This is a genomic window from Tianweitania populi (assembly GCF_014652875.1).
GTDB classification, from domain to species: domain Bacteria; phylum Pseudomonadota; class Alphaproteobacteria; order Rhizobiales; family Rhizobiaceae; genus Tianweitania; species Tianweitania populi.
Window position 1 is genome coordinate 524281 of the sequence record NZ_BMZQ01000001.1, and the last position, 23806, is coordinate 548086.

The window sequence follows — 23806 nt, forward strand, 5'->3', positions numbered from 1 at the left end:
CATCGCTGCCGGCCTGATGCGAAACGGCTTTCGGATGTCCCGCGCTCATTCCGGAATCCCCGCGACATCCGGCGTCTGCCAGGCAAGATGCTGCCCGCCATCCAGCGCAATCATCTGCCCGGTCACCGACCGTGCTTGCCAGAGATAGCGGATCGTTGCGCCGAACTCGGCGAGATCCGGCCCGCGCTCCAGAATCAGCGCTGCAACCTGCGCGTCAAAGTCCGCCTGATCCTGCCGGCTGTTCGGCAAGGTCGGGCCGGGCCCGATCGCATTGACCCGGATATGCGGGGCATAGGCCTGCGCCAGCGTCTGGGTCGCGGTCCAGAGAACGGATTTCGACAGAGTATAAGAAAAGAAGCGCGGCGTCGGCCGCCACACCCGCTGGTCGATGATGTTGACGATCAAGCCCTCACCATCCGCACCGAGCTGCCGCGCAAAGGCACGTGCCAGCTGCACCGGGGCCTTGGCGTGAACGGCAAAATGCTTGTCCCAGATATCCCAGTCGAAATCCTGCGCGCTGTCTTCCTCGAAGATCGACGCATTGTTGATGAGAAGACCCAGGGCTCCGAAACAGCGAGCAGCCTCCGCGACCAGTCCATCGAGCGCATCAGTGTCACTCAGATCCGCCCGAACAATTGCGGCCTTGCCGTGATTTTTAATGATTTCCGCAACGAGGTCGTCAGCGTCCTCATGCGAGTGATTGCAATGAATGACGACGCAATGTCCGTGTGCGGCGAGGTCGAGGGCGATTGCTCGGCCGATCCGGCGGGCGCCGCCGGTGATCAAGGCAACGGGCAATGCTGTCATGAGTCTTGAACCTTGGTGAGCTTGGTTGAAAAACGACATGCGTGACTCGCACGCGAAGCCGGAATATAGGCTTTCTCAGCGGTTCAACCAAATGGTAACCATGCTTGCCGGCAAAATCCTAAGCATAAGATTTTATTAAACTTTTGACCCGTCTGTTGCGGTGCAGCAACATCACTTTTCTGCCACATTGCTGACAGGGAAACTTCGTTTTTGGGGTCTTGTTCAGCCGCATTTCGCGACCATTTTCATTCTCGTAGGGCACAGACGGCGTTCTAGCGTCGCTCTTGACACCCACAGTGGTTGGATCCGTCCCAAGCGGGTCCCTGTGTACAAGGAGTACGAAAATGAACCTGACCAAGAAGTACGGCCGCTCCGTTGCGGTTCTCGCCGGTGCTGCAGCCCTGTTCGCTGCCGCTTCCGCCCAGGCAGCTGACGTCATCATGGAAGAGCCGCCGGCACCGGTTGCTATGGAAACCCTCCCGGTTGCTTCGTGGGCTGGTGCCTACGCTGGTGCCGTGGCTTCCTACGGCTTCGAAGGCCGCAGCAACGGCCTCGTCGGTCCGGAAGCTGACACCGACGGTTTCGCTGGTTCGGGCTTCGCCGGTTACAACTGGCAGACCAACAACCTCGTTTACGGTGTTGAAGGCGACGTTGGTTACAGCGGCGTTGACGGTTCGGCTGGCGGCCAGAAGGTCGAAGGCGGCCTGAACGGCTCGATCCGCGCTCGCGTTGGCGTTGCAGCGACCGATCGCGTCCTGATCTATGGTACGGCTGGTGGCGCTGCAGAGCGCGTCGAAGTGTCGAACGAACTCGGCAACGACAAGCAGACCCTGCTCGGCTACACCGTCGGTGCCGGCGTCGATGCCAAGCTGACCGACCAGGTCTTCGGCCGCGTCGAGTACCGCTACACCGACCTGTCGGACGACACGTTCAACACGGGCGGCTTCGCTCAGGACGTTGGCACCAAGGACCACAAGGTGTCCGTCGGTCTCGGTGTGAAGTTCTAAGCTTCGCATCCATCCAACGAGAAAGCCGGGCCCAGTGCCCGGCTTTTTTGTGCCTAAAAATCGGAAAAAACGATCAGCTTTTCGGCAAATAAGCCGCCAATTCCGGAAATTTCCGGTCGAAACGGTCCGCCCACCGGGTCAATTTTCCCCTTTTTTTCTCCCATTTCCCCTCAAATCGCAGCGCCAGATAGGCAAGTGTGGCCCGCAATGCGAGATGCCCGGCATGCACTTTCGTCGGCAGGCTGATGGTCTGGCCGTTCAAAAGATCCAGCGCCCGCTCAGCCTTGTCCCACTGCCGATCGAGCCAGGGCTGGTGCACCAACTCCTCCGGCCGCATCCGCCGCTCATAAACATGCGCCAGCGCGGCATCGCAGATCCCATCGCACAGAGCTTCCATCTGTTCCGCTTCTAAGCGCTTGATTCCATTGCGCGGAAACAGCGAACCCTTGCTCTCACGGTTCAGATATTGCGTGATTACTCGGCTGTCATAGATGGCACCGCTCTCGTCAGGAATGAAGACCGGGATCTTGCCGAGCGGATTGGCTTCCAACAGCGACTCGGGCGGTGTGCCGGTTTCGGTGGCAACCGATTCAAACGCGATGCCAGCCTGATGCGCCGCCATCCGGACCTTGGCGCTGTAAGGAGAAGCTTTGGAAAACAGGATCTTAGGCATACAGTCTCCGACAATCGGTTGAACAAAAACTCAGCGCGCCTCGGGCATCGAAGCCGGTCGCGAGCAGCCTTGCCGATCGATTTCGGGGCAGGCGCGAAAATCCAGATTGTCCTTGGTGAGGCAGATGCGAACCTCCCGGATCAGCCCCGCCTTGCACGTCACCGCCATGTCACGTGCTTCCAGGCCGGGGTTTGCCGCCGCCAGCGCATCCTCGATCGCCTTGGGAGACACAGGCTGCGTGTCACCGTCCAAACCATTAGGAACGTTGATCTTTTCGCGAGCCGCCCGAACGGTCGCGAGGTAGTCGGCTTGTGACAATCCGCTGCAAGACCCATGCTTGCGCCATTGATGACCTATCAGGCCGGCGGAGGGGATGAGATCGCGATACTCGGCGATCAGCGAATCCGGAACGCGATCCGGTTCGCTGCTCTTGCAGGATTCGGGATAGCCGCGCTCGAATTGCGGCCACAACCCATGAACCACAAAGCCATGCGGATCACGCCGGCCGCATTGCTGCCGCTTCGCCTGATCGCCTTCTGCCTGGCAGTAGCTTGGCGACCAGGACAGGCTGAGAACATAGAAGTCGAAGCCGGTGCCTTGCGGGATCGCGTTGGCACTCGGAGAAGGGGAGGCGTCAGCCTCGCCAGATGATTCAGGCGGCTGGCATGCGGAAAGAAGAAGCGTGGCTGCCAGGCAGAGCCCGAAATGCAGGCCGGTCACCGCAGAATACGGCAAGCACCGCTATAAACGTTCCAGCGATCGAAGCCGTCCACGCAGAACTCGACATTGTAGCCGGTGCCGGCAAGACCCATGCCTTCTTCCACCAGATACCAGATCTTGCGCTGATGGCCGTCCGACAGGCTCACCGTCGCGCCGCAGTAGAGACGCGCAATCGGACGCTCTTCCGGAACGGCTGGCAACCAACGGCGCAGCGTGATGTCCTGGAAGTCGGTGATCGCGACATTCGGCAGGTTCGGTACGTGCGTGACCTGATGCTGGAACTTGGACTGGATGCGGCCAAGCACGCCGGTGTCCATGCAGAAGCCTGCGTCGGCAGGCATTTCTTGGATGTAATCGGCAGCCTGCACGGCCGGCGCGCCCAGGCTCGCCAGGCTGACTGCCAAGACAGCCGCTGCCTTGAGGAGAAACGAACCACGCGCCATGATGAAGCTCCGCGATGATGAAAATTGATGAACCAATGTCTTGCACCGCACTTGCCCGGTCAAGCCGATCAGGTCAAGCGCAGGTTGCACATGGGCTCAAACACGTTCGCGGGCAAGCCACCGTGTCCCGGAAGACGCACCTTTGTCCTCGGCAAGGCAGTCGCACAGCGCCGGCAGCAACGTGGCCAGCTCTTGTTCAAGCGTGAAGGGCGGGTTGATGATCGCCATGCCGCTGCCGATCAAGCCGGCTTCATCCGTGGAGCCGCGAATCGTCAGCCAAGTGTCCAGGATCTTCGGAATGCCTAGTCCGGCGAGGCTCTCACGATAGCGGTTTACGGCCGCCAGATCCTTGATCGGATACCAGAAAGCGTAGATCCCACCCGGCCAACGCCGATGCGCTATGGCCAGACCTTCCGCCATCCGCTCGAACTCACCCGGTTGCTCGAAGGGCGGGTCGATCAGCACCAGACCACGTTTCTCCTTCGGCGGCAGATGCGCGCCCATGGCGAGCCAACCGTCGAGTTCGATAACGCGTGCCTGATGATCCCCCGCAAAGACAGTGCGCAACGTTTCTGCATCCTCAGGATGCAATTCCAGTGCGGACAATCGATCCTGCTTGCGCAGGAGGTGGCGCGTGACGAGCGGGGAGCCGGGATAGAAGCGTAGCCCGCCATTTGGGTTCAGTGCATCGACCGCCGAGCGATAAGGCGCGAGCAAAGCTTCGACCTCAGGCTTGAAGCGCGCTTCCGCAATCTGCGCGATACCGCCTTGCCACTCGCCCGTGCGCGTCGCTTCGCTGGCTTGCAGGTCGTAGCGGCCGATGCCTGCATGGGTATCCACCACGCGGAAAGCGCCTTCCTTGCGCTTCAGATACTCGATCAGCCGCGCAAGCACCGCATGCTTGAAGACATCGGCGAAATTGCCGGCGTGGAAAGCGTGTCGATAGTTCATGAGATGTGTTCGTCCTCGTCATCCCCAGCTCTACACGGCGGAACCGAAACCGGCTAGTTTGCCTTCCATGAACACCCATGTCCGTACCACGATCGGCCATTCGGCCTGCCCGCATGACTGTCCTTCGACCTGCGCCTTGAATGTCGAGATCATCGACGGCCAGGTGGGCCGCTTCTATGGCGCGAAGGACAACAGCTACACGGCCGGCGTCATCTGCGCCAAGGTCGCGCGCTACGCCGAGCGGGTGCATCATCCCGACCGCTTGCTGAAGCCGCTGATCCGTGCCGGCGCAAAGGGTGAGGGCGCGTGGAAGGAAGCGAGCTGGGACGCCGCGCTCGATCATGTCGCCGAGAAGTTCATCGCAGCCGAAGCCAAGCACGGCAGCGAAACCGTCTGGCCTTATTACTATGCTGGAACGATGGGGTTGGTGCAGCGCGACAGCATCAACCGTCTGCGCCACGCCAAGAAATACTCGAACACCTTCGATTCCTTTTGCACCAATCTCGCCTGGACCGGCTGGATGATGGGTGCAGGCGCCTTGCAAGGTGTCGATCCCCGCGAAATGGCGAAGTCGGATTGCGTAGTGATCTGGGGCACCAATGCCGTAGTCACGCAGGTCAATGTGATGACCCATGCCACCCGTGCCCGCAAGGAACGCGGCGCCAAGATCGTCGTGATCGACATTTACGACAATGCCACGATGAAGCAGGCTGATCTCGGCCTCATCCTGCGGCCGGGCACCGATGGCGCGCTGGCTTGTGCTGTGATGCATGTGCTTTTCCGCGATGGCATGGCGGACCGCGCTTTTCTCGCTGAATACACGGACGATCCGGCGGGGCTCGAAGCGCATCTGCGGGAACGCACGCCCGAATGGGCTGCGGCGATCACTGGCCTCAGCGTCGCGGAAATCGAGACCTTTGCCCGGCTGGTGGGCACGACCAAGCGCACCTTCTTCCGGCTGGGTTATGGCTTTTCGCGCCAGCGCAACGGGGCGGTCAACATGCATGCGGCGCTTTCGATCCCGGCCGTGACGGGTGCTTGGGCTTATGAAGGCGGCGGTGCCTTCCACTCCAATTCCGGCGTGTTCAAGCTCGATACAAGGCTGATCGAAGGGCGCGAAATGGCCGTTTCCGGCATTCGCCATCTCGATCAATCGAAGATCGGGCGCATCCTGACCGGGGATCGTGAGGCGCTTTATGACGGCCCGCCGGTCACCGCCATGCTGATCCAGAACACCAATCCGGCGAATGTGACGCCCGAGCAGCGGCTTGTGAAGCAGGGCTTCCTGCGCGACGACCTGTTCACCTGCGTGCACGAACAGTTCATGACCGACACTGCGAAGCTCGCCGATGTCGTGCTGCCGGCCACCATGTTCGTGGAGCATGACGACATCTACAAGGGCGGCGGGCAGCAGCATGTGACGCTCGGGCCAAAATTGGTCGAGCCGCCGCTTGGACCCCGACCCAATCTCTACGTCATCGAGGAACTGGCCAAGCGTCTGGGCGTGGCCAACAAACCCGGTTTCGGCCTCACGGCTCGGCAGCACATCGACATCATGCTGGACAAGCGCGGGCTCGGCTCCTTCGCTGAGTTGCAGGAAAAGCGCTTTGTCGACATGCAGCCGCCCTTCGAAGACGCGCATTTCGTCAACGGGTTCGGTCATCCCGACGGCAAGTTCCGCTTCCGGCCGGACTGGATCAACACGCCGGCGCCCAACAAACCGCCGAAATCGATGGGCACGCAGGGCGACTACGCGCGCCTGCCGGCCTATCCCGATCACGTCGACCTGATCGAAGGCGCGGATGAGATACATCCGTTCCGTCTGGCGACGTCGCCGGCGCGCTCCTTCCTCAATTCGAGCTTCACGGAAACGCCGGGCTCGCTGAAGCGGGAAGGGCGGCCGGAGTTGCTGCTGAACCCGCTGGATGCCGCCAAGCTCGATCTTAGCGAAGGAGACGTTGTCGAAATCGGCAACAATCGCGGCGAGGTAGCGCTGCACGTCAAGCTGTTCGACGGCGTGCTGTCGGGCGTGGTCATTGCCGAAGGCATTTGGCCGAATTCGGCGCATCTCAACGGCGAAGGCATCAACACGCTGACCAGCGCCGATTCACCGCCGCCATATGGCGGGCTTGTCGTTCATGACACCCATGTCTGGGTGCGCAAGGTGGACAACGTACCCGGAAATGGATCAGGGCGTGGAACGGGCGAGCGCCTCGAGATCAGGACCTTGCTCAACTAGATCCGGCGAAATCAGCATCGACGCGGTGCCGGTTTCGGCCACCCTAAAGACGGCCCTGTCGCCGACCATGCGCACCTTGCCTTCGGCCAAAAGCCGGAGGGCATGGGGATAGAGCTTGTGTTCCGCAGCGAGCGTGCGCGCGGACAATCTATCCTCGTCATCGCCGGTGAGAACCGGCAGGGCAGCCTGTGCGATGATCGGCCCGGAATCCATGGCGAAAGTCACGAAATGCACGCTGCAACCATGCAGGCGAACGCCGGCGTCCAGCGCCTGTTGATGCGGGTGCAGGCCCTTGAAGAGAGGCAGAAGCGAGGGATGGATATTGATCATCCGCCCGCTCCAGCGTGACACGAAGCTTTCCGTCAGGAGCCGCATATAGCCCGCAAGGCAGATCAGCTCTGCGCCGAACTCAGCCAGCGCGCGCTCCAGAGCGGCGTCCTGCGCTGTCGAGTCGGGATAATCGGACTTGGTAATGACGCGCGTCGCAATGCCCGCACGCGCCGCGAACTCCAGGCCGGCGGCACTGGCGCGGTTGGAAATCACGCCGACGATCTCGGCAGGGTAGGCCGGGTCACGCGCGGCTTCGATCAGCGCCCGCATGTTGGAGCCGCGTCCCGAGATCAGGACGACGACGCGCTTTCGTGATCCGTTCATAGGGAGAGCGTGCCGCGATAAACCACGCGCTCCTCGCGCGCCAGCACGATCTGGCCGATCGGCGTGACGGTCTCGCCTTCCTGCTGCAGAACGGCCGCGACCTGTGCGGCCTGACCGGCTGCCACCACCGCGATCATGCCAATGCCGCAGTTGAAGGTGCGCAGCATCTCGTTCGGCTCCACACCGCCGACTTCAGCCAGCCAGGAGAACACCGGCGGTACGTCGATCGTGTCGAGGTCGAGTTCAACCGAATAATCCTTCGGCAGAACGCGCGGAATGTTGTCGGGGAAGCCACCGCCGGTGATGTGGGCGAGCGCCTTGATGCCATGGGTATTGCGGATCGCGTTGAGCAGCGGTCGGACATAGATGCGCGTTGGCGTCAGCAGCGCTTCGCCGAGCGACGAGCCTTCGGCGAACGGGGCGGGATCGGAATAGGAAAGACCGCTGCGCTCCACGATCTTGCGCACCAGCGAGAAGCCGTTGGAATGCACGCCGGAGGAAGACAGGCCGAGGATGACGTCGCCATCGACGATGTCGTTGGTGGGCAGAAGCGCACTACGCTCGGCTGCACCGACGGCAAAGCCCGCGAGATCGTATTCGCCTTCGCGGTAAAGGCCCGGCATCTCGGCCGTTTCACCGCCGATCAACGCACAGCCCGCCTGGCGGCAGCCATCCGCTATGCCGGCAACAATCGCCGCACCTTCTTCCGGCTCCAGCTTGCCGGTGGCGTAGTAATCCAGAAAGAACAGGGGCTCAGCCGCCTGCACCACAAGATCGTTGACGCACATGGCGACGAGATCGATGCCGACCGTGTCATGCTTGCCGGCTTCGATTGCAACCATCAGCTTGGTGCCGACGCCATCATTGGCGGCAACCAGCACGGGATCGGTGAAGCCGGCGGCCTTCAAGTCGAACAATCCGCCGAAGCCGCCGATCTCGCCGTCGGCACCTGGGCGGCGCGTCGACTTGACGATCGGCTTGATCTTCTCGACGAGCGCATTGCCGGCATCAATATCAACGCCCGCCTGCGCGTAAGTGAGCTTGTCCTGCTCGCCCGTCATGATCTTTCGCTCCGTTTTGCCGCGGCTTTTGCGCTCTTCGCATGCACCAGCTTCGCTCGCAAGTTGGACGCGCTCTTCGACCACAGGCTTCAACGTGCTAGGAGGCCGGTAAATTGAGAGTCGGTGAGGACAAAAGTAGCGGAGTGACGATCCCCAACATCATAACGCTGATCAGGTTCTTCCTGGTGCCCTGCGTGGTGCTGGCGCTGCTTGGCGGCAATATGGGCTGGGCCTTCATCGGCTTCCTGGTGGCCGGCATCTCCGATGGCGTCGACGGCTTTATCGCCCGCACCTTCGATCAGCGCAGTGAGCTTGGCGCTTATCTCGACCCGATCGCCGACAAGCTGCTTCTCGTTTGCGTCTTCGTGGTGCTGGGTTTCCTCGGCGAATTGCCGCTCTGGATCGTGGTGACGGCCGTTTCGCGCGATGCGCTGATCATTGGCGGCGTGATGCTGGCGACCGTGATGGGCAATCCCGTGGAAATGAAGCCGCTCTTCGTGTCCAAAGCCAATACGACCTTTCAGATCCTGCTTGCCCTCGTTGTTCTGGCTGAACTGGCGTCGGGCTGGAACGCTGGTGCCTTGCGCACTGTCCTCATATATATCTCCGCCTCCTTGACCGTTGCTTCCGCGGCGGCCTATCTCGTGGGCTGGCTGAGGCATATGAGCGGTTATGGCAGATCCAATCTTTCCGACGGCTGACCGCCAGGCCGCTGAGGCATCCGCTCCCGAACGGCCCGTTGCGATCGAGACCGACAACCTCGTTCTGGCCACCGGAAGCGCGCCTGCCGGCCTGAACACGCGCTATGCGCGCACGGCCCTTTTCTGGGGCGCAGCACTGCTGGGCTTCATCGCCTTTCTCGTTGTTTTCAGTTCGATCCTGCTGCCTTTCGTGGCGGGCATGGCGCTGGCCTATTTCCTTGATCCCGTCGCCGACCGGCTGGAGCGGCTTGGCCTTTCGCGTCTGATGGCGACGATCGTGATCCTGATCAGCTTCCTTCTGGCCGTGGTACTGGTGGTGATCATCATCGTGCCGCTGCTGAGCTCACAGCTGTCGGACTTCATTTCCAATGTTCCGGGCTACATCACCAACTTGCAGATGCTGATCACCGACTTCGATCCCGAATGGCTGCGCGAGAATTTCGGCGTGGAGCCGGCAGCACTGCGCGACGGCTTGAGCGGGCTTGTCACGCAAGGTGCCGGCTTCATCACCACGCTGCTGCAATCGCTGTGGAACTCCGGCAAGGCGATCGTAGATGTCGTCGCATTGTTCGTGGTGACGCCGGTTGTGGCCTTCTACATGCTGCTCGATTGGGACCGGATGATCGCCAGCATCGATCGCTGCGTGCCGCGCGACCACATCCAGACCGTGCGCCAGCTCGCCCGCGACGTGAACAGCGCAACGGCCGGCTTCGTGCGCGGGCAGGGTACGCTGTGCCTGATCCTGGGCGCCATGTATGCGGTCGGCCTGACGGTCGTCGGGCTGAACTTCGGCCTGCTGATCGGCCTCTTCGCTGGCCTCATCAGCTTCATCCCCTATGTCGGATCGCTTGTCGGTCTTATTCTCTCCATCGGCGTTGCCTGCGTTCAGTTCTGGCCGGACTGGCCAATGGTGGTGCTGGTGGCCGCGATCTTCTTCGGCGGTCAGTTCATCGAGGGCAACATCCTGCAGCCGAAGCTGGTGGGATCGAGCGTCGGTCTGCATCCGGTCTGGCTGATGTTTGCACTGTTTGCCTTCGGCTCCTTGTTCGGCTTTGTCGGCCTGCTGCTCGCCGTGCCGGCTGCTGCGGCGGTTGGCGTTCTCGTGCGCTTCGCCGTCGCGCGGTATCTTGCTTCCCCGCTTTACAAGGGGAAGACGGCGCAGGTGATCGTCTGATCCATGCCGTCTGGAGCCCGCCAACTGCCGCTCGATCTCGGCCATCGCCCGGGTCAAAGCCGCGACCACTTCGTCGGATCCGAGGAAAATGCGGCAGCGCTTGGCCTCATCGACAACTGGCCGCGCTGGGCAGCACCCCTGGCGCTTCTCGTGGGACCGGCAGGTTCGGGCAAGTCGCACCTCCTTTCGATCTTCCGCGAGGAAGCCGCGGCAACGGATGCGGCTGCAGATTACCAGGGTGCGATAGACGCTGCCGAACGAGGACAGGCGATCATCCTTGATGATGCCGATGGCATGCCGCTTGATCAGGTCGCTTTGTTCCACCTCATCAATGCCGTGCGCTCAGGCGGCGCGACCCTGTTGATGACGGCGCGGCTTCTGCCCGCAGCCTGGACCCTGACGTTGCCCGACCTCATCTCGCGCCTGAAGACGGCTGCGGTGGTTCAGATCGGTGAACCGGGTGACATGCTGCTGAACGCTGTTGTGACGAAACTGTTCGCCGACCGCCAGATCGAGATCGAACCACATGTGGTGCAGTTCATCACGCGGCGAATCGAACGCTCGCTTGCCACCGCGATGACCGTGGTGGCCGACATTGATCGCCTCGCTCTTGAACAAAGACGTCCAATTACGCGCGCGCTCGTATCCGAAGTGCTTGCAGCAAGCGGGCGGGCATCTTAGATCAAGCCTGCTGCTAAAACGATGAACCGGCAGAAATCTTAACGGAAATACACTTTCCGCTGGTTTCTTTGCCTGTCTTCGATCAAGGAAGCGCTGTTCAAGGACCAACGCTTCATGCCGATTTCCCGTGCCCGATTTATGCGAAGCAGCGCATTGTTCCTGCTGATCGGCTTGGTCGCCTTGTTGGCCATCGTCGGCGCGACCTTCTGGCTCGCGCAGAGGTCGGAAGGAATTTCCGACACGCTGACGCAATGGCGCATTGCGCGTGCGGCAACCGTGAACCTGCGCAATTCGCTCCAGCTCGTGGAAACAAGCCAGCGCGGCTTTCTGCTGACCGACGACGCACAGTATCTCGAACCCTATGAGCGTGAAGTCGGCAGGATCGCGCCTCTTTACGGTCGCCTTGCAGCAACCGTGCAGCCGCTGCTCGGTGATCGAGTCGATGTCAGCCGCTTCGAAACCGCTATCACTGCCAAGCTGGAAGAGATGGCGCGCACGATCGAACTGGCGCGCACCGGCCGCAAGGATGAGGCGATTGCCCTTGTTCGCACCAATGAAGGCAAGGAGTTGATGGATGAAGCGCAGGCTTTCTTTGCGCAAACCATCGAGGCAGCCGATGCTCAATCTCTGCAGGGATTGACCACGCAGGCGAGCAACTTTTCCGCTTTGCGCATCGTCACGCTTGTCGGTGGCGCCGTGATTCTTCTGGTTGTGGGTGGCTCGGTGTGGACCGCTCTCGTTTACACGCGTGAGATCATGCAGGCGCGCGGTGAGGTGGAAGCCCTCAATGTCGGCTTGGAATCGCGCATTCAGGAACGCACGCAGGATTTGCTGCGCGCCAATGAGGAAGTGCAGCGCTTCGCCTACATCGTCACACATGATCTGCGTGCGCCGCTCGTCAACATTATGGGTTTCACCGCCGAACTCGATACGACGATGAAGACGATCCAGAACTACGTTCTGGCCGAGCCCGGCAAGGCCTCGGAGAATGACGCGAAAGAGGCAAAGCTTGCCGCGCAGGAGGATCTGCCGGAAGCCATCGGCTTCATCCGCTCGTCCACCAAGAAGATGGACGGACTGATCAACGCCATCCTCAAGATCTCCCGCGAAGGCCGCCGGCCGCTCAAGCCGGAGCCGATCGACGTTAAGTCCATGCTCGAAAATACGCTGGCCAGCATTCAGCATCAGATCATCGAGGATGACGGAGAGGCGACCCTCGACGTAGCGGTTCCTCGCATCGTGTCCGATCGCATGTCGCTGGAGCAGATCGTAGGCAACCTCTTGGACAATGCCGTGAAATACAGCGCCAAGGACCGACCGCTGCGGCTGCGCTTGAAGGCAGAACGCAAACCCGGCAACCGCTTCACGCTCAGCGTCGAAGACAATGGCCGTGGTATTGCCGAGCAGGATCATGAGCGTGTTTTTGACCTGTTCCGCCGCGCGGGCACACAGGATAAAGCAGGTGAGGGCATCGGGCTTGCGCATGTGCGTACCCTGACACGCAGCCTCGGGGGCGATATAAGCGTGACGTCTGAATTCGGCCGCGGCTCGACATTCACCGTAGAACTGCCATTGGACCTCAGAACCGTCGTAAGGAGTGAAGTGTAGTGAGTGACAATCCTAAGCCGGTCACGATCGTCATGGTCGAAGACGATGAGGGCCACGCCCGACTGATCGAAAAGAACATCCGCCGTGCCGGCGTGAACAACCCCATCGTGCCTTTCGCCAACGGCACCCAGGCGCTCGAGTTCCTGTTGGGGCCCGATGGTTCGGGTTCCGCCAATGCTGGCCGCCAGCTGCTCATTTTACTGGACTTGAACCTGCCCGATATGACGGGCGTGGACATTCTCCAGCGCGTCAAGGCCAATGAGCATACCAAGCGGTCTCCGGTGGTCATCCTGACGACCACCGATGACGAGCGTGAGATCCAGCGCTGCTACGATCTTGGCGCCAATGTTTATATCACCAAGCCGGTCGACTATGAGGGCTTTGCTCACGCGATTCGCCAACTCGGCCTGTTCTTTTCGGTGATGCAGGTTCCGGAGACTGCCTAACTTGCATACTCGACCCGTCCGCATTCTCCATATCGACGACGATCCAGCCCTCGTTCGGCTGGTCGCGAAGTCGTTGGCGCGTCGTGGATTCGAGGTCGAGAACGCAAGCGACATCGAAAGCGGCCTCGCGGGCATTCGCGATGGCGACTTCGACGCCGTGGTGCTGGACCATTATCTCTCCTCCGGCACTGGCCTTAGCGTGTTGAACGCGTTGCGCGACCAAGTTGACGCACCGCCGGTGGTTTATGTCACCGGCTCGATGGAAGCCTCGATTGCCGTCGACGCGCTGAAGGCGGGCGCCGACGATTATGTGTTGAAGTCAGTCGGTGAGGACTTCATCGCCCTTCTGGCGAAAGCGCTGGAACAGGCGATCACCGCCGCACGCATGCGCCACGCCCAGATTGAAGCCGAGAACGAGATCCGTCGCGCAAAAGACCGCGCCGAACTCTTGCTGGCCGAAGTCAACCATCGCGTCGCCAACTCGTTGGCGCTTGTGGCCGCGCTGGTACGAATGCAGGCCTCTGCGATCCAGGATCCTGGGGCCAAGGAAGCCTTGGCCGAAACGCAGGCTCGCATCTCCGCCATCGCCAACCTCCATCGCAGCCTCTACACGTCCGAGGACGTGAAGAGCGTAGCGTTGGACGATTATCTTTCGACGCTGGTTTCCGAGCTCGACGCTTCCATGGCCGCAACCGGCTATCGCTCGCGCGTGAAACTCGACCTGGAATCCTTCACAGTCCCCACGGACCGTGCTGTCTCCGTCGGCATGATCGTGACCGAACTCCTGACCAACGCCTTCAAATACGCCTATCCCGACGAGCAGGACGGAGAAGTCAGGCTGATCGTGCGCAAGTCCGACGATCAGACCGCCGTTCTCATCGTCGAGGATGACGGGATCGGCTGGAACGGGCAGGGCGTCGCGAAGGGCACTGGTCTCGGCTCGCGCATCGTGAAGGCAATGGCCTCGACGCTCGGCAGCACCATCAGCTATGGCGACGGCGTCGGCGGAACACGAACCACGCTGGTGCTGCAAGGTGGCTAATGCAGTGCGGCCAAGGGCGCTGCAGGCTCAATAGAAAGTCCGCGAGGCGGAAGGCTACCAAGCCGGTCCCTTCCTCGTCGAAGCGAGCTTCAATCCTGCTTCCAGAACAGCTTCAAGCTCATCGATCAGTTGCTCGGTAGAGGGTTGCCCGCCGAAGAAGTTGATCCTGTACCGCCCGTTCGGCTTACTCATGACGATGCCGACTTCCCGCAGCTTCCGCTGAACCGCACCGTAGGTAACCAGAAGCCCCTCGGCGGTTTCTTTGCCTGTGCCGTTGAGCTTTGGCTCAACGAGCGTTCCAGCCTGTTGGCTGGAAATCAACCCGTCGAAGTGGTCAAAAGAAAGCGGTGCGTGGTCGTATGCGATGCCATGTTGTGCAGCCATGATGATCCCCCTCAAATGCGCCAATGCATTGGAGGATTGCCCTTGAACAAACGCGGCGTCATCATCCATTTGATGTATGACGATCGGTCGAGGGCTCGTTCTCGTCGCTGATCAAGCGGGTGCTGAAAAGCACGAAGCAGAACTGCAGCATGAGCGAACGTTGCAACTCGCCCTGAAGCCGAGTTGCAACTTCGGCTGTCAAGAAAGCTGAGGGCAGGGGAAACTGGCGATCCCGACAGGATTCGAACCTGTGACCATCGGCTTAGAAGGCCGGTGCTCTATCCAGCTGAGCTACGGGACCGGAGCGCGATCGACCGCGCTAGATCAGTGCGTCCAGGGCGTCTTGCGCTCGTAACGGAAGTTGTCCGAATAGGAAATCTGCCGGCGGCGGCTTTCCTTCGGTTCCTGCACGCGAAATTCGATGCCGTGCTTTTCGGCATAGGCCACGGCTTCCTCCTGCGTCTGGAACGTCAGCCGGATCTGGCTCTTCATGTCGCCCGATGACGTGTAGCCCATCAGCGGGTCGATCTTGCGCGGCATTTCCGGATCATATTCCAGCACCCAGTAACCCGTCTTCGCCTTGCCCGACTGCATGGCTGTCTTGGCTGGGCTGAAGATTCTGGCGGACATGATAATCTCCTGAACGAGGCGATCGTGCAGCCCGAGCCGCACGCATTTTGATGCTTCAATAGAGCAGCCGCGATTTGGATGCAAAGCCTGGGATTGTAAATTGTCACAGGCTGCTCGGCTCGGCTCGGCACGAAGCGCGATGCACGCTTCGTTGAACACGGCCGCAACTAAGTTCTTGGGAAAATAATGGTCGGAGTGGAGAGATTCGAACTCCCGACCCTCTGGTCCCAAACCAGATGCGCTACCAGACTGCGCTACACTCCGCCGGTTCGCGTCTCCTAGAGATAGGAACCGGCGATGGCAAGACCACTTCGGTGAAATTACAGGATCTCAGACGCTTTTTGCTGCCGCCAGCGCTCCGAGAAGATCAGCCTTGAGGTCCTCGACATCTTCCAGGCCGATTTGCAGGCGAATAACGGGGCCGGCATAGTCGCCCTTGGCAACCGTGCGATCCTCAAGAAAAACCGGCACGGCGAGGCTCTCGAAGCCGCCCCAGGAATAGCCGAGCGCAAAGATCTGCAGGGCATCAAGGAACGCGTCGGCCTGGGCCGTGCTGCCGCCATCCAGAACGATCGAGAACACGCCGGTCGATCCCGTGAAATCGCGCTTCCACAGGTCGTGAGTCGGGTGCGATTCGAGGGCAGGGTGCAGAACCTGCGCCACGCCAGCCTGATCCTCTAGCCACTGCGCAATCTCCAAAGCCGATTTGCGGTGATGCTCGAGGCGCACGCCCATGGTGCGCATTCCGCGGAAGGTCTGGTAAGCGTCGTCGGGGCCAGCGCACATGCCAAGCGCAGTGTAGGTTTCTTCCAGCTTGGCAAAATGCGGCTGCGTGGCCGAGATCGTGCCGAGAAGAACATCCGAATGACCGGCGGGGTATTTGGTGGCCGCATGGATCACCACATCGACGCCGTGCTCCACCGAGCGGAAGTAAAGCGGCGTGGCCCACGTATTGTCCATCATGACAACAGCGCCGGCCTGATGTGCTGCAGCCGCAATGGCCGGAATATCCTGAATTTCAAACGTGTTCGAGCCCGGCGACTCGGTGAATACCACCTTCGTATTCGCCTGGATCAAGGCGTTGATCCCGCCGCCGATCAGCGGATCGTAATAGGTGACTGTAACGCCGAGCCGCTTCAGCACGGTATCCGCGAAACGACGCGTCGGGCGATAAACGGAGTCGGTAATCAGCACGTAATCGCCCGAAGACAGGAAGGCCAGCAGCGGAACGGTGACCGCTGCGAGGCCGGACGGAACGAGCAGCGTGCCCGCGGTGCCTTCGAGATCGTCGATAACAGCGGCGAGCGCGTCGCTGGTCGGGGTGCCATGCGTGCCGTAGGTATATTTCTGGGCACCGCGACGCATCACATCGGCATTGGGGAAAAGAACCGTCGAGGCATGAACAACCGGCGGATTGACGAAGCCGTGGAAGCTTTGCGGATCGTGGCCGCCGTGCGCCAGACGCGTGTTCATGCCGTGCTTGCCGTTTGTGGACGTCGTCATCATGACCTCGTGAAACTTGTTTGCCGAGGGTTACGCATGCACTAGCTCAAGCGCAACTGTGCCAGCTCTGCTGGACCAATCATCCCTTCAAAGGCACTCGCTTGTTTAAACCGCTTCCGCCGCAGCAAAAATCACTTCCCCAGGAGCCTGCCCGGGGCCACCAACGCTTCATCCACCGCGCTCGCCAGGGATGGAGAAAGCTGCGCGAAGGACCTGTTGATGGAGCGCCGTCGGTCTGGACGCGGCACATGACGATCATCGCCTGGAGCGCTGCGATCTTGATCGTTGCTCTCAGTTTCGTGGATGGCGACATCAACGCGGTCGTGCGCGCCTCGGAGGCGCCCTTGCGCGCCTTTATGGCGGATTGGACGGACCTAGTGCGCATCCAATGGTACATCGTGCCGGCCGGGCTGCTGATCCTGATCGCCGGCGTGGCGGATTGGGACGCGCCGGACAGCGGCGCGCGGCGCGTTTGGTCAAACCTTTATGCGCAAGCCGTCTTCGTGTTCGTGGCGGTTGGCGGAGCCTTGCTCACCACCAACGTCTTCAAGATCATTTTTGGCCGTGCACGTCCTCTCTTGTTCGACAATTTCGGGCACCTTCATCTGCAGCCATTCACTCTGGCCTATGATTTTGCGAGCTTCCCCTCCGGCCATTCCACCACGGCAGCAGCGGTCACTGTGATCCTGATGACCTGGATGCCTCGGTTCCGCTGGCTGTTCCTGGCTGCCGGCCTGTTCATGGCGGCAAGCCGGGTCGCGGCGGATGCACATTACCCGAGCGACATCGTTGGCGGCTTCACAGTCGGCTTCCTGTTTACGCTGACGCTGGCGCGATGGCTAGCCCAGCGCGAGATCGCCTTTCGCATGGAGAGCGGACACCTGTTTCCGGTGCCGAGGTTCCATCGCGCAGGCTGAGTGACATTGCGGCAGCCATGCGGCGTACTAGCCTTTAGTACGATGAAGAGCCGGGCAGTCCCTTAATATTGCACAACAAAGATGCGGTCTGGCCCTTTCGCCCTTGACCACTGGCTTAATATCGCTTTCGATGCCGGTGTGAGGGACGGAGGAGCAGGTCGCCGGCATGGCGCCGCCTGACAGCAACGTTCACTCTCCAAAGAAAATCAGGCCGCTTCGGCGCGATAAGAGGGTTGTGGTAATGAAAACTGTCATCAAGGTGCTGGTTGGCGCAAGCTTGCTTGCCGCGTCTGCTGCGACAGCATCGGCAGCGACGCTGGCCGATGTGAAGGCAAAAGGCTTCCTGCAGTGCGGTGTCAACACCGGTTTGGCTGGCTTCTCGGCGCCAAACGACAAGGGTGAATGGACCGGCCTCGACGCAGACTTCTGCCGTGCCGTTGCCGCTGCCGTCTTCGGCGATGGCACCAAGGTGAAGTTCACCGGCCTGTCTGCGAAGGATCGCTTCACGGCGCTCCAGTCCGGCGAGATCGACATCCTGTCGCGCAACACGACCTGGACCGTGAACCGCGATACCGCGCTCGGTTTCAACTTCGCCGGCGTCACCTACTATGACGGCCAGGGCTTCATGATCAATTCGAAGAAGCTCGAAGGCATTACCTCGACCATGCAGCTGTCCGGCGCCGCTATTTGCGTGCAGGCCGGCACGACCACCGAACTGAACCTTGCCGACTACTTCCGTTCCAACAACATGGAATACAATCCTGTTGTGTTCGAGAAGTTCGAGGAAGCCAACGCCGCCTACGACGCCGGCCGTTGCGATGCCTACACGACCGACCAGTCGGGCCTGTATGGCGTTCGTCTGCAGATGGCCTCGCCGAACGACCACGTCGTTTTGCCGGAAATCATCTCCAAGGAGCCTCTCGGACCGGCCGTTCGCCAGGGCGACGACCAGTGGTTCGATGTCGTCAAGTGGACGTATTACGCGCTGCTGAACGCCGAAGAAGCCGGCATCACGCAGGCCAATGTCGAGGAAATGAAGAACTCGGCCAATCCGGACATCAAGCGTATGCTCGGCAGCGAGGCTGAAACCAAGATCGGCACCGATCTCGGTCTCACCAATGACTGGGTCGTCAACGTCATCAAGGCGACCGGCAACTACGGCGAGATCTTCGAGCGCAATGTCGGCTCCGGCAGCCCGCTGAAGATTGCCCGCGGCGTCAACGCACTGTGGACCAAGGGCGGCCTGCAGTACGGCATGCCAATCCGCTAAAATCAGCTGAAACGATCCGTCGGGGTGCGCGAGTGCCCCGACGGCGACAGCCACGGCAGGACCGGTCTTTAGAATTCGGCCGCCTTATTGAATGACCGTGGGAAGGGAACCCCGTGGCTACACAAGACGTGACAGAGGACATCAGGCCCGCCAAGGCTTCGTTTCTCTATGATCCGCGCGTTCGAAGCCTTTTTGTTCAAGCCGTCGTCATCCTGCTGCTCGTGCTGGGCATCTGGTGGATCGTCGACAACACGCTTTTGAATCTTCGCCGCTCCAACATCACGACGGGCTTCGGCTTTCTGCGCGGCCGTTCCGGTTTCGATATTTCGGATCGCCTGATCGAATACAGCTCGGACGGCACCTACGGACGCGCGCTTGTTGTCGGCATCCTGAACACGCTTCTGGTTGCGGTCACCGGCATCGTCGTCGCCACGATCATTGGCTTTCTTGTTGGTATCGGACGGCTTTCGAACAATTGGCTGATCCGCAAGATTGCGACCGTATATGTCGAGGTCTTCCGCAACATTCCGCCGCTTCTGGTGATCCTGTTCTGGTATCAGGGTGTCCTTGCGCTGCTGCCGAACGTACGCGGAAGCTACGTGCTGCCCTTCAACTCTTTTCTGAACAGCCGCGGTTTCTATCTTCCACGTCCGGTTTGGGGCGACGGCGCATGGCTCGTGCTTGCCGGACTGATCGTTGGTGTTGCGCTCAGCTACTTCGTGGCACGGCGCGCCAAGGCTCGGCAGGCCGCGACCGGCCAACAGTTTCCTGTTTTTCTGACCAGCCTCGCGTTGATCATTGGCTTGCCGATTCTAGGCTTCATCCTTTCCGGAATGCCGCTCACCTTTGACCTGCCGCAAAAAGGCGCGTTCAATCTGACCGGCGGCCTCAACGTGAAGCCGGAATTCCTGTCGCTCTTGTTGGCACTGTCCTTCTACACCGCGGCCTTCATCGCCGAGATCGTGCGCGCTGGCATCCAGGGCGTGAGCAGGGGGCAGACCGAGGCGGCTTCGTCTCTCGGGCTGAGTTCAGGCCAAAGCCTACGGATGGTGGTGATCCCACAGGCGATGCGGATCGTCATTCCGCCGCTGACCAGCCAATATCTCAACCTTACCAAGAACTCGTCCCTGGCGGTCGCGATCGGCTACCCCGACCTCTACGCAGTCGGCGGCACGATCCTGAATCAGACCGGTCAGGCGATCGAAGTGGTCGTCATCTTCATGGTGGTTTACCTCAGCATCAGCCTGCTGACGTCGCTTCTCATGAACTGGTTCAACGCCAAGATGGCCCTCAACGAGAGATAGACTATGCAAGAGCACGATCTCTCCTGGGTCCGCACCGAGATGGCCTTGGCGCAAAGCGCGCCGCGAAGCGAGGCCGGGGCATTTGCCTGGGGTCGCAAGAACCTGTTCGCGACACCATTGAACTCTCTGATGACCGCCATTGCGATCGTGGCGGTGGCCTGGTTCCTGCCCAAGATCCTGAACTGGTTGCTGTTCGATGCGGTCTGGACGGGCACGGACCGTACGGCATGCTTGACCACGGAGCAGGGCGGACAACTGCCGGTCGGCTGGTCCGGCGCATGCTGGCCGTTCGTCATCAATCGCTTCGGCTACTTCATGTTCGGGCGCTATCCGATCGATGAGCGTTGGCGCGTGATCCTGACGGGCATCCTGTTTATAGGCCTGCTGATACCGCTCCTGATCCCCCGTGTGCCGTTCAAGGGGCTTAATGCCGTTCTGATCTTCGGCATCTTTCCTGTGGTCGCCTATATCCTGCTGCTCGGCGGTGTTTTCGGCTTGCCTCACGTCGAAACGTCGCTCTGGGGCGGGCTGATGGTCACGCTGGTGCTGTCTTATGTCGGCATCGCTGTGTCCTTGCCGTTGGGCATCATTCTGGCGCTGGGCCGCAGATCCAGAATGCCGGTGGTCAAGCTGCTGTCGGTGATCTTCATCGAGACGGTGCGCGGTGTGCCGCTGGTGACCGTGCTGTTCATGGCAGCCTTCATGCTGCCGCTCTTCGTGCCGCCGGGCGTGACTTTCGACAAGCTTCTGCGTGCGCTGATCGGTGTGGCGCTGTTTGCGTCCGCCTACATGGCAGAAGTCATTCGCGGCGGCCTTCAGGCCATTCCGCGCGGCCAGTATGAGGGCGCCGATTCGCTCGGCCTCGGTTATTGGCAGAAGATGGGCCTGATCGTCATGCCGCAGGCGTTGAAGCTGGTGATCCCCGGCATCGTCAACTCCTTCATCAGCCTCTTCAAGGACACGACGCTGGTTCTGATCATCTCGATGTTCGACCTGCTGGGCACGGTCAAGCAGAGCATCTCGGGTGACCCGACCTGGGCCACGCCGCAGACCGCGAAGACAGGCTATGTTTTCGCGGCGCTGATCTTCTGGGCCTTTTGCTTCGGCATGTCGCGCTATTCCATGTTCATGGAGCGGCGGCTGGACACAGGCTATCGCCGCTAGGCGCAACCAGGAACTTATCAGGACTTACAGGCGCAACCGCCCAAAGGGATACAGAAAATGGCAATCGAAAATGCCGTCAGCGCGCAAGAGCTCCATGTCGATCGCTCCAAGATGCACATCTCGGACACGGAAGTCGCTGTTGAGATCGTTGGCATGCACAAGTGGTATGGCGACTTCCACGTTCTGCGCGACATCAACCTCAAGGTCATGCGCGGCGAGCGGATCGTCATCTGCGGTCCGTCTGGTTCCGGCAAATCAACGCTGATCCGCTGCATCAACCGGCTGGAAGAACACCAGCGCGGCCAGATCATCGTCGATGGCAAGGAACTGACCGACGATCTGAAGAAGATCGACGAGGTTCGCCGTGACGTCGGCATGGTGTTCCAGCACTTCAACCTGTTTCCGCACCTGACGATCCTGGAAAACTGCACCCTGGCGCCGATCTGGGTTCGCAAGACCCCGAAGAAGGAAGCCGAGGAAACCGCGATGCACTTCCTGCGTCGCGTGAAGATCCCGGAACAGGCCAACAAGTATCCGGGTCAGCTATCCGGCGGTCAGCAGCAGCGCGTGGCGATTGCCCGTTCGCTCTGCATGAACCCGCGCATCATGCTGTTCGACGAGCCGACTTCGGCGCTCGATCCCGAGATGATCAAGGAAGTGCTGGAAACCATGGTCGGCCTTGCGGAAGAAGGCATGACGATGCTGTGTGTGACGCACGAAATGGGCTTCGCGCGCAAGGTCGCCAATCGCGTGATCTTCATGGATCAGGGTCAGATCGTCGAACAGAACACGCCTGTCGAGTTCTTCACCAACCCGCAGCACGAGCGCACCAAGCTCTTCCTCAGCCAGATCCTGCACTAGGATCCAGACCAAAGCGGGAAGGGGTCAGCGCGACGCGCGTGGCTCCTTCCAGCCGTAAAGCCAGTCGAGGTCGCGGGAGAGGCTTTGCGGCCCCTTCAAGCGCAGAACCATGTCGCGACCAAAGGCAATCGGCCCGGCCGCGTGCCATGCCAGGCGGTTCAGCCTGCCGCGTGCCAGCACGCGATCCACGCGCGGACGGCGCTCGGCTTCATAGGCGGACAAAGCGCGTGCGACATCGCCGGGATGCTGGGCAAGCCGCGTTGCCAGAACGGTGGCATCCTCGATCGCCATCGCGGCGCCCTGCGCTGCAAAGGGCAGCATGGCGTGCGCCGCATCGCCTGTGAGAGCAAGCCGATGACCCGTCCACTTCAGCCCCGATGGCGCACCATAAAGCGGCCAGCGGGTCCAGGCGGGCAGGGTCTGCAACGGACGCAGCGGTGCGGCTAAGCGCGACAGGAAGCCTGACAAGGCACCCTTGCCATCCGTCTGCGACCAGCCTTGCGTGCCGACAGTTCCGCGCGTGATCGCAACCAGGTTCAGCGCGTGACCGGCTGACAGCGGGTAGGCGACAAGATGGGCGGCGGGATCTAGGAAGGTCGACACCTTGTCGAAGCGGATGATGTCGGCAATGCCGAGCGCCTCGGCTGTCGCACGATCGATCGTTGTGCGCCACGCCGTCATGCCGGAAAAAACGCTTTCGGCCGGCTGGCCCTGATGCGCGAAGCGACGCAAACTGGACCACACGCCATCCGCGCCCACCAGAAGCGCCCCCTTGATCGTGGCGGTGCTGTTATCGCGCACAAGTGACAGGGTAACATCCTCGGCTCCGAACTCCGCACCGAGCACCTGCGCGCCTTTTTCCACCGTGATACGCGGTTCTGCCTTCACCGTCGCCAACAAGGCCTGCTGGATCGCAGCGCGATGCGCCACGAGATACGGCGCGCCATAGCGGTCGGTACTGTCACTGATCGGGATTTCGGCGAGCTGGCGCAGCGTCGTGGCATCGCGCAGAACCACGCCTGTCGGTGCCACCGCATGTGGCAGCAGATGATCGAGCACGCCGAGCCGACGCAGAATATGGGTGGCGTTTGGAGATAGCTGAAGCCCGGCACCGACCTCGCCAAACTCGTGCGTGGCCTCAAACAGGCGCACGGAGAACCCTTCAGCAGCCAAGGCAAGTGCTGCCGTCAGGCCGGCAATGCCACCGCCTGCAATCAGGATCGTTCTATCGGCGGAGTCCATGTCTGCACGCGCAGCCCGTCAGGCCGCGTGCGCTTCGTAAAGGCTGCCGGCCGGCAGGCTTTCACCCGCGCCGAGAGTCGCATTGTAGCGGTAGAGCGTTGAGCAATAAGGGCAGACCTTCTCGCTGTCGGCACCCATGTCCAGGTAGACATGCGGATGGTCGAAGGGCGGATTTGCCCCCACGCACATGAATTCCTTGACCCCGACCTCAACAACCGGATGTCCGGCATCGTTCTGGAAATGCGGAATAGCGCCGCCAGCCATGACACGCTCCTCATGCTTGCTGACCGGCATCTGGAACAGAAATCGGGTCTTTGCAAGCCG

25 protein-coding genes and 2 tRNA genes are annotated in these 23806 nt (G+C 61.0%); 13 read left to right on the top strand and 14 right to left on the bottom strand.

Annotated features, from left to right (window positions below; all coding sequences use genetic code 11):
- Positions 1 to 45 precede the first annotated feature (45 nt).
- Positions 46 to 807, bottom strand: coding sequence for an SDR family oxidoreductase (locus tag IE166_RS02570; protein ID WP_189501460.1), 762 nt, complete (start codon positions 805 to 807; stop codon positions 46 to 48).
- Positions 808 to 1151: 344 nt separating this feature from the next.
- Here IE166_RS02570 and IE166_RS02575 point away from each other — a divergent pair, with 344 nt between their 5' ends.
- Positions 1152 to 1814 carry an outer membrane protein gene (locus IE166_RS02575; RefSeq protein ID WP_189501461.1) on the top strand — a complete coding sequence of 221 codons (663 nt, stop codon included), beginning with the start codon at positions 1152 to 1154 and terminating at the stop codon, positions 1812 to 1814.
- A gap of 73 nt (positions 1815 to 1887) precedes the next feature.
- Here IE166_RS02575 and IE166_RS02580 read toward each other — a convergent pair whose 3' ends face one another.
- The 4 genes from IE166_RS02580 to IE166_RS02595 all read right to left on the bottom strand — a co-directional run bounded on the left by IE166_RS02580 (position 1888) and on the right by IE166_RS02595 (position 4601).
- The gene (locus tag IE166_RS02580; RefSeq protein WP_189501462.1) at positions 1888 to 2487 is read right to left on the bottom strand and encodes a glutathione S-transferase family protein; all 600 of its coding nucleotides are present in this window, start codon (positions 2485 to 2487) and stop codon (positions 1888 to 1890) included.
- Positions 2488 to 2517: 30 nt separating this feature from the next.
- A complete protein-coding gene (locus IE166_RS02585; protein ID WP_244641300.1) occupies positions 2518 to 3222 on the bottom strand; it encodes a ribonuclease T2 family protein in 705 nt (234 codons plus the stop codon).
- Positions 3204 to 3650 carry a hypothetical protein gene (locus IE166_RS02590; protein WP_189501463.1) on the bottom strand — a complete coding sequence of 149 codons (447 nt, stop codon included), beginning with the start codon at positions 3648 to 3650 and terminating at the stop codon, positions 3204 to 3206. Before IE166_RS02590 ends, IE166_RS02585 begins: the two co-directional genes overlap by 19 nt.
- Positions 3651 to 3746: 96 nt before the next feature.
- Positions 3747 to 4601: a 23S rRNA (adenine(2030)-N(6))-methyltransferase RlmJ gene (locus tag IE166_RS02595; protein ID WP_189501464.1), complete on the bottom strand. Its 855-nt coding sequence runs from the start codon at positions 4599 to 4601 to the stop codon at positions 3747 to 3749.
- 67 nt (positions 4602 to 4668) lie between these two features.
- Here IE166_RS02595 and IE166_RS02600 point away from each other — a divergent pair, with 67 nt between their 5' ends.
- Positions 4669 to 6840, top strand: a complete 2172-nt coding sequence (locus tag IE166_RS02600) for a molybdopterin oxidoreductase family protein (RefSeq protein WP_189501465.1) — start codon at positions 4669 to 4671, stop codon at positions 6838 to 6840.
- Here IE166_RS02600 and purN read toward each other — a convergent pair.
- Positions 6790 to 7494 (bottom strand): phosphoribosylglycinamide formyltransferase, encoded by a 705-nt coding sequence (purN, locus tag IE166_RS02605; RefSeq protein WP_189501466.1) that lies wholly within the window; start codon positions 7492 to 7494, stop codon positions 6790 to 6792. The two genes, IE166_RS02600 and purN, sit on opposite strands and share 51 nt — an antisense overlap.
- Complete coding sequence (gene purM / locus IE166_RS02610) at positions 7491 to 8555, bottom strand: phosphoribosylformylglycinamidine cyclo-ligase (protein ID WP_189501467.1); 1065 nt, start codon at positions 8553 to 8555, stop codon at positions 7491 to 7493. Before purM ends, purN begins: the two co-directional genes overlap by 4 nt.
- A 143-nt stretch (positions 8556 to 8698) precedes the next feature.
- Between purM and IE166_RS02615 the strand changes: the two genes are divergently transcribed.
- The 6 genes from IE166_RS02615 (at position 8699) to IE166_RS02640 (ending at position 14207) form a co-directional block, all read left to right on the top strand.
- The gene (locus IE166_RS02615; RefSeq protein ID WP_189501468.1) at positions 8699 to 9256 is read left to right on the top strand and encodes a CDP-alcohol phosphatidyltransferase family protein; all 558 of its coding nucleotides are present in this window, start codon (positions 8699 to 8701) and stop codon (positions 9254 to 9256) included.
- The gene (locus IE166_RS02620) at positions 9228 to 10430 is read left to right on the top strand and encodes an AI-2E family transporter (RefSeq protein ID WP_189501469.1); all 1203 of its coding nucleotides are present in this window, start codon (positions 9228 to 9230) and stop codon (positions 10428 to 10430) included. The genes IE166_RS02615 and IE166_RS02620 overlap by 29 nt, the downstream gene beginning before the upstream one ends.
- A gap of 3 nt (positions 10431 to 10433) precedes the next feature.
- Complete coding sequence (locus IE166_RS02625; RefSeq protein WP_189501470.1) at positions 10434 to 11111, top strand: HdaA/DnaA family protein; 678 nt, start codon at positions 10434 to 10436, stop codon at positions 11109 to 11111.
- Between the two features lie 114 nt (positions 11112 to 11225).
- The gene (locus IE166_RS02630) at positions 11226 to 12719 is read left to right on the top strand and encodes a sensor histidine kinase (RefSeq protein ID WP_189501471.1); all 1494 of its coding nucleotides are present in this window, start codon (positions 11226 to 11228) and stop codon (positions 12717 to 12719) included.
- Positions 12720 to 12751: 32 nt separating this feature from the next.
- On the top strand, positions 12752 to 13165 hold the full coding sequence (locus tag IE166_RS02635; RefSeq protein ID WP_189503199.1) for a response regulator: 414 nt from the start codon (positions 12752 to 12754) through the stop codon (positions 13163 to 13165).
- Position 13166: 1 nt separating this feature from the next.
- Positions 13167 to 14207 (top strand): sensor histidine kinase, encoded by a 1041-nt coding sequence (locus tag IE166_RS02640; protein WP_189501472.1) that lies wholly within the window; start codon positions 13167 to 13169, stop codon positions 14205 to 14207.
- A gap of 54 nt (positions 14208 to 14261) precedes the next feature.
- Here IE166_RS02640 and IE166_RS02645 read toward each other — a convergent pair whose 3' ends face one another.
- The 5 genes from IE166_RS02645 to IE166_RS02665 form a co-directional block, all read right to left on the bottom strand.
- The gene (locus tag IE166_RS02645; protein WP_189501473.1) at positions 14262 to 14660 is read right to left on the bottom strand and encodes a hypothetical protein; all 399 of its coding nucleotides are present in this window, start codon (positions 14658 to 14660) and stop codon (positions 14262 to 14264) included.
- 155 nt (positions 14661 to 14815) lie between these two features.
- Positions 14816 to 14892, bottom strand: a tRNA-Arg gene (locus tag IE166_RS02650).
- Between the two features lie 23 nt (positions 14893 to 14915).
- Positions 14916 to 15221: an ETC complex I subunit gene (locus tag IE166_RS02655; protein ID WP_189501474.1), complete on the bottom strand. Its 306-nt coding sequence runs from the start codon at positions 15219 to 15221 to the stop codon at positions 14916 to 14918.
- Positions 15222 to 15408: 187 nt separating this feature from the next.
- Positions 15409 to 15485: transfer RNA gene (locus IE166_RS02660), tRNA-Pro, on the bottom strand.
- Positions 15486 to 15551: 66 nt separating this feature from the next.
- The gene (locus tag IE166_RS02665) at positions 15552 to 16724 is read right to left on the bottom strand and encodes a cystathionine beta-lyase (RefSeq protein ID WP_189501475.1); all 1173 of its coding nucleotides are present in this window, start codon (positions 16722 to 16724) and stop codon (positions 15552 to 15554) included.
- 248 nt (positions 16725 to 16972) lie between these two features.
- On the opposite strand from IE166_RS02665, the gene IE166_RS02670 reads away from it, so the two are divergent.
- The 5 genes from IE166_RS02670 to IE166_RS02690 all read left to right on the top strand — a co-directional run bounded on the left by IE166_RS02670 (position 16973) and on the right by IE166_RS02690 (position 22240).
- On the top strand, positions 16973 to 17641 hold the full coding sequence (locus tag IE166_RS02670) for a phosphatase PAP2 family protein (protein ID WP_189501476.1): 669 nt from the start codon (positions 16973 to 16975) through the stop codon (positions 17639 to 17641).
- A 241-nt stretch (positions 17642 to 17882) separates the two neighbouring features.
- Positions 17883 to 18911, top strand: coding sequence for an amino acid ABC transporter substrate-binding protein (locus tag IE166_RS02675; protein WP_189501477.1), 1029 nt, complete (start codon positions 17883 to 17885; stop codon positions 18909 to 18911).
- Between the two features lie 113 nt (positions 18912 to 19024).
- Positions 19025 to 20215, top strand: coding sequence for an amino acid ABC transporter permease (locus IE166_RS02680; RefSeq protein ID WP_189501478.1), 1191 nt, complete (start codon positions 19025 to 19027; stop codon positions 20213 to 20215).
- 3 nt (positions 20216 to 20218) lie between these two features.
- Complete coding sequence (locus IE166_RS02685; protein WP_189501479.1) at positions 20219 to 21379, top strand: amino acid ABC transporter permease; 1161 nt, start codon at positions 20219 to 20221, stop codon at positions 21377 to 21379.
- A 57-nt stretch (positions 21380 to 21436) separates the two neighbouring features.
- Positions 21437 to 22240: an amino acid ABC transporter ATP-binding protein gene (locus IE166_RS02690; RefSeq protein ID WP_280514852.1), complete on the top strand. Its 804-nt coding sequence runs from the start codon at positions 21437 to 21439 to the stop codon at positions 22238 to 22240.
- A 24-nt stretch (positions 22241 to 22264) separates the two neighbouring features.
- Here IE166_RS02690 and IE166_RS02695 read toward each other — a convergent pair whose 3' ends face one another.
- Together IE166_RS02695 and IE166_RS02700 are read right to left on the bottom strand one after the other, a co-directional pair.
- Positions 22265 to 23482, bottom strand: coding sequence for an FAD-dependent monooxygenase (locus tag IE166_RS02695; protein ID WP_189501480.1), 1218 nt, complete (start codon positions 23480 to 23482; stop codon positions 22265 to 22267).
- A gap of 18 nt (positions 23483 to 23500) precedes the next feature.
- Positions 23501 to 23746 carry a zinc-finger domain-containing protein gene (locus IE166_RS02700; protein ID WP_189501481.1) on the bottom strand — a complete coding sequence of 82 codons (246 nt, stop codon included), beginning with the start codon at positions 23744 to 23746 and terminating at the stop codon, positions 23501 to 23503.
- Positions 23747 to 23806 lie beyond the last annotated feature (60 nt).

Coding starts and splice junctions, on each gene's coding strand:
- IE166_RS02570 (WP_189501460.1), bottom strand. CDS start 807: ATGACAGCATTGCCCGTTGCCTTGATCACCGGCGGCGCCCGCCGGATC.
- IE166_RS02575 (WP_189501461.1), top strand. CDS start 1,152: ATGAACCTGACCAAGAAGTACGGCCGCTCCGTTGCGGTTCTCGCCGGT.
- IE166_RS02580 (WP_189501462.1), bottom strand. CDS start 2,487: ATGCCTAAGATCCTGTTTTCCAAAGCTTCTCCTTACAGCGCCAAGGTC.
- IE166_RS02590 (WP_189501463.1), bottom strand. CDS start 3,650: ATGGCGCGTGGTTCGTTTCTCCTCAAGGCAGCGGCTGTCTTGGCAGTC.
- IE166_RS02595 (WP_189501464.1), bottom strand. CDS start 4,601: ATGAACTATCGACACGCTTTCCACGCCGGCAATTTCGCCGATGTCTTC.
- IE166_RS02600 (WP_189501465.1), top strand. CDS start 4,669: ATGAACACCCATGTCCGTACCACGATCGGCCATTCGGCCTGCCCGCAT.
- purN (WP_189501466.1), bottom strand. CDS start 7,494: ATGAACGGATCACGAAAGCGCGTCGTCGTCCTGATCTCGGGACGCGGC.
- purM (WP_189501467.1), bottom strand. CDS start 8,555: ATGACGGGCGAGCAGGACAAGCTCACTTACGCGCAGGCGGGCGTTGAT.
- IE166_RS02620 (WP_189501469.1), top strand. CDS start 9,228: ATGGCAGATCCAATCTTTCCGACGGCTGACCGCCAGGCCGCTGAGGCA.
- IE166_RS02625 (WP_189501470.1), top strand. CDS start 10,434: ATGCCGTCTGGAGCCCGCCAACTGCCGCTCGATCTCGGCCATCGCCCG.
- IE166_RS02630 (WP_189501471.1), top strand. CDS start 11,226: ATGCCGATTTCCCGTGCCCGATTTATGCGAAGCAGCGCATTGTTCCTG.
- IE166_RS02635 (WP_189503199.1), top strand. CDS start 12,752: ATGGTCGAAGACGATGAGGGCCACGCCCGACTGATCGAAAAGAACATC.
- IE166_RS02645 (WP_189501473.1), bottom strand. CDS start 14,660: ATGGATGATGACGCCGCGTTTGTTCAAGGGCAATCCTCCAATGCATTG.
- IE166_RS02655 (WP_189501474.1), bottom strand. CDS start 15,221: ATGTCCGCCAGAATCTTCAGCCCAGCCAAGACAGCCATGCAGTCGGGC.
- IE166_RS02665 (WP_189501475.1), bottom strand. CDS start 16,724: ATGACGACGTCCACAAACGGCAAGCACGGCATGAACACGCGTCTGGCG.
- IE166_RS02670 (WP_189501476.1), top strand. CDS start 16,973: ATGACGATCATCGCCTGGAGCGCTGCGATCTTGATCGTTGCTCTCAGT.
- IE166_RS02675 (WP_189501477.1), top strand. CDS start 17,883: ATGAAAACTGTCATCAAGGTGCTGGTTGGCGCAAGCTTGCTTGCCGCG.
- IE166_RS02685 (WP_189501479.1), top strand. CDS start 20,219: ATGCAAGAGCACGATCTCTCCTGGGTCCGCACCGAGATGGCCTTGGCG.
- IE166_RS02690 (WP_280514852.1), top strand. CDS start 21,437: ATGGCAATCGAAAATGCCGTCAGCGCGCAAGAGCTCCATGTCGATCGC.
- IE166_RS02695 (WP_189501480.1), bottom strand. CDS start 23,482: ATGGACTCCGCCGATAGAACGATCCTGATTGCAGGCGGTGGCATTGCC.
- IE166_RS02700 (WP_189501481.1), bottom strand. CDS start 23,746: ATGGCTGGCGGCGCTATTCCGCATTTCCAGAACGATGCCGGACATCCG.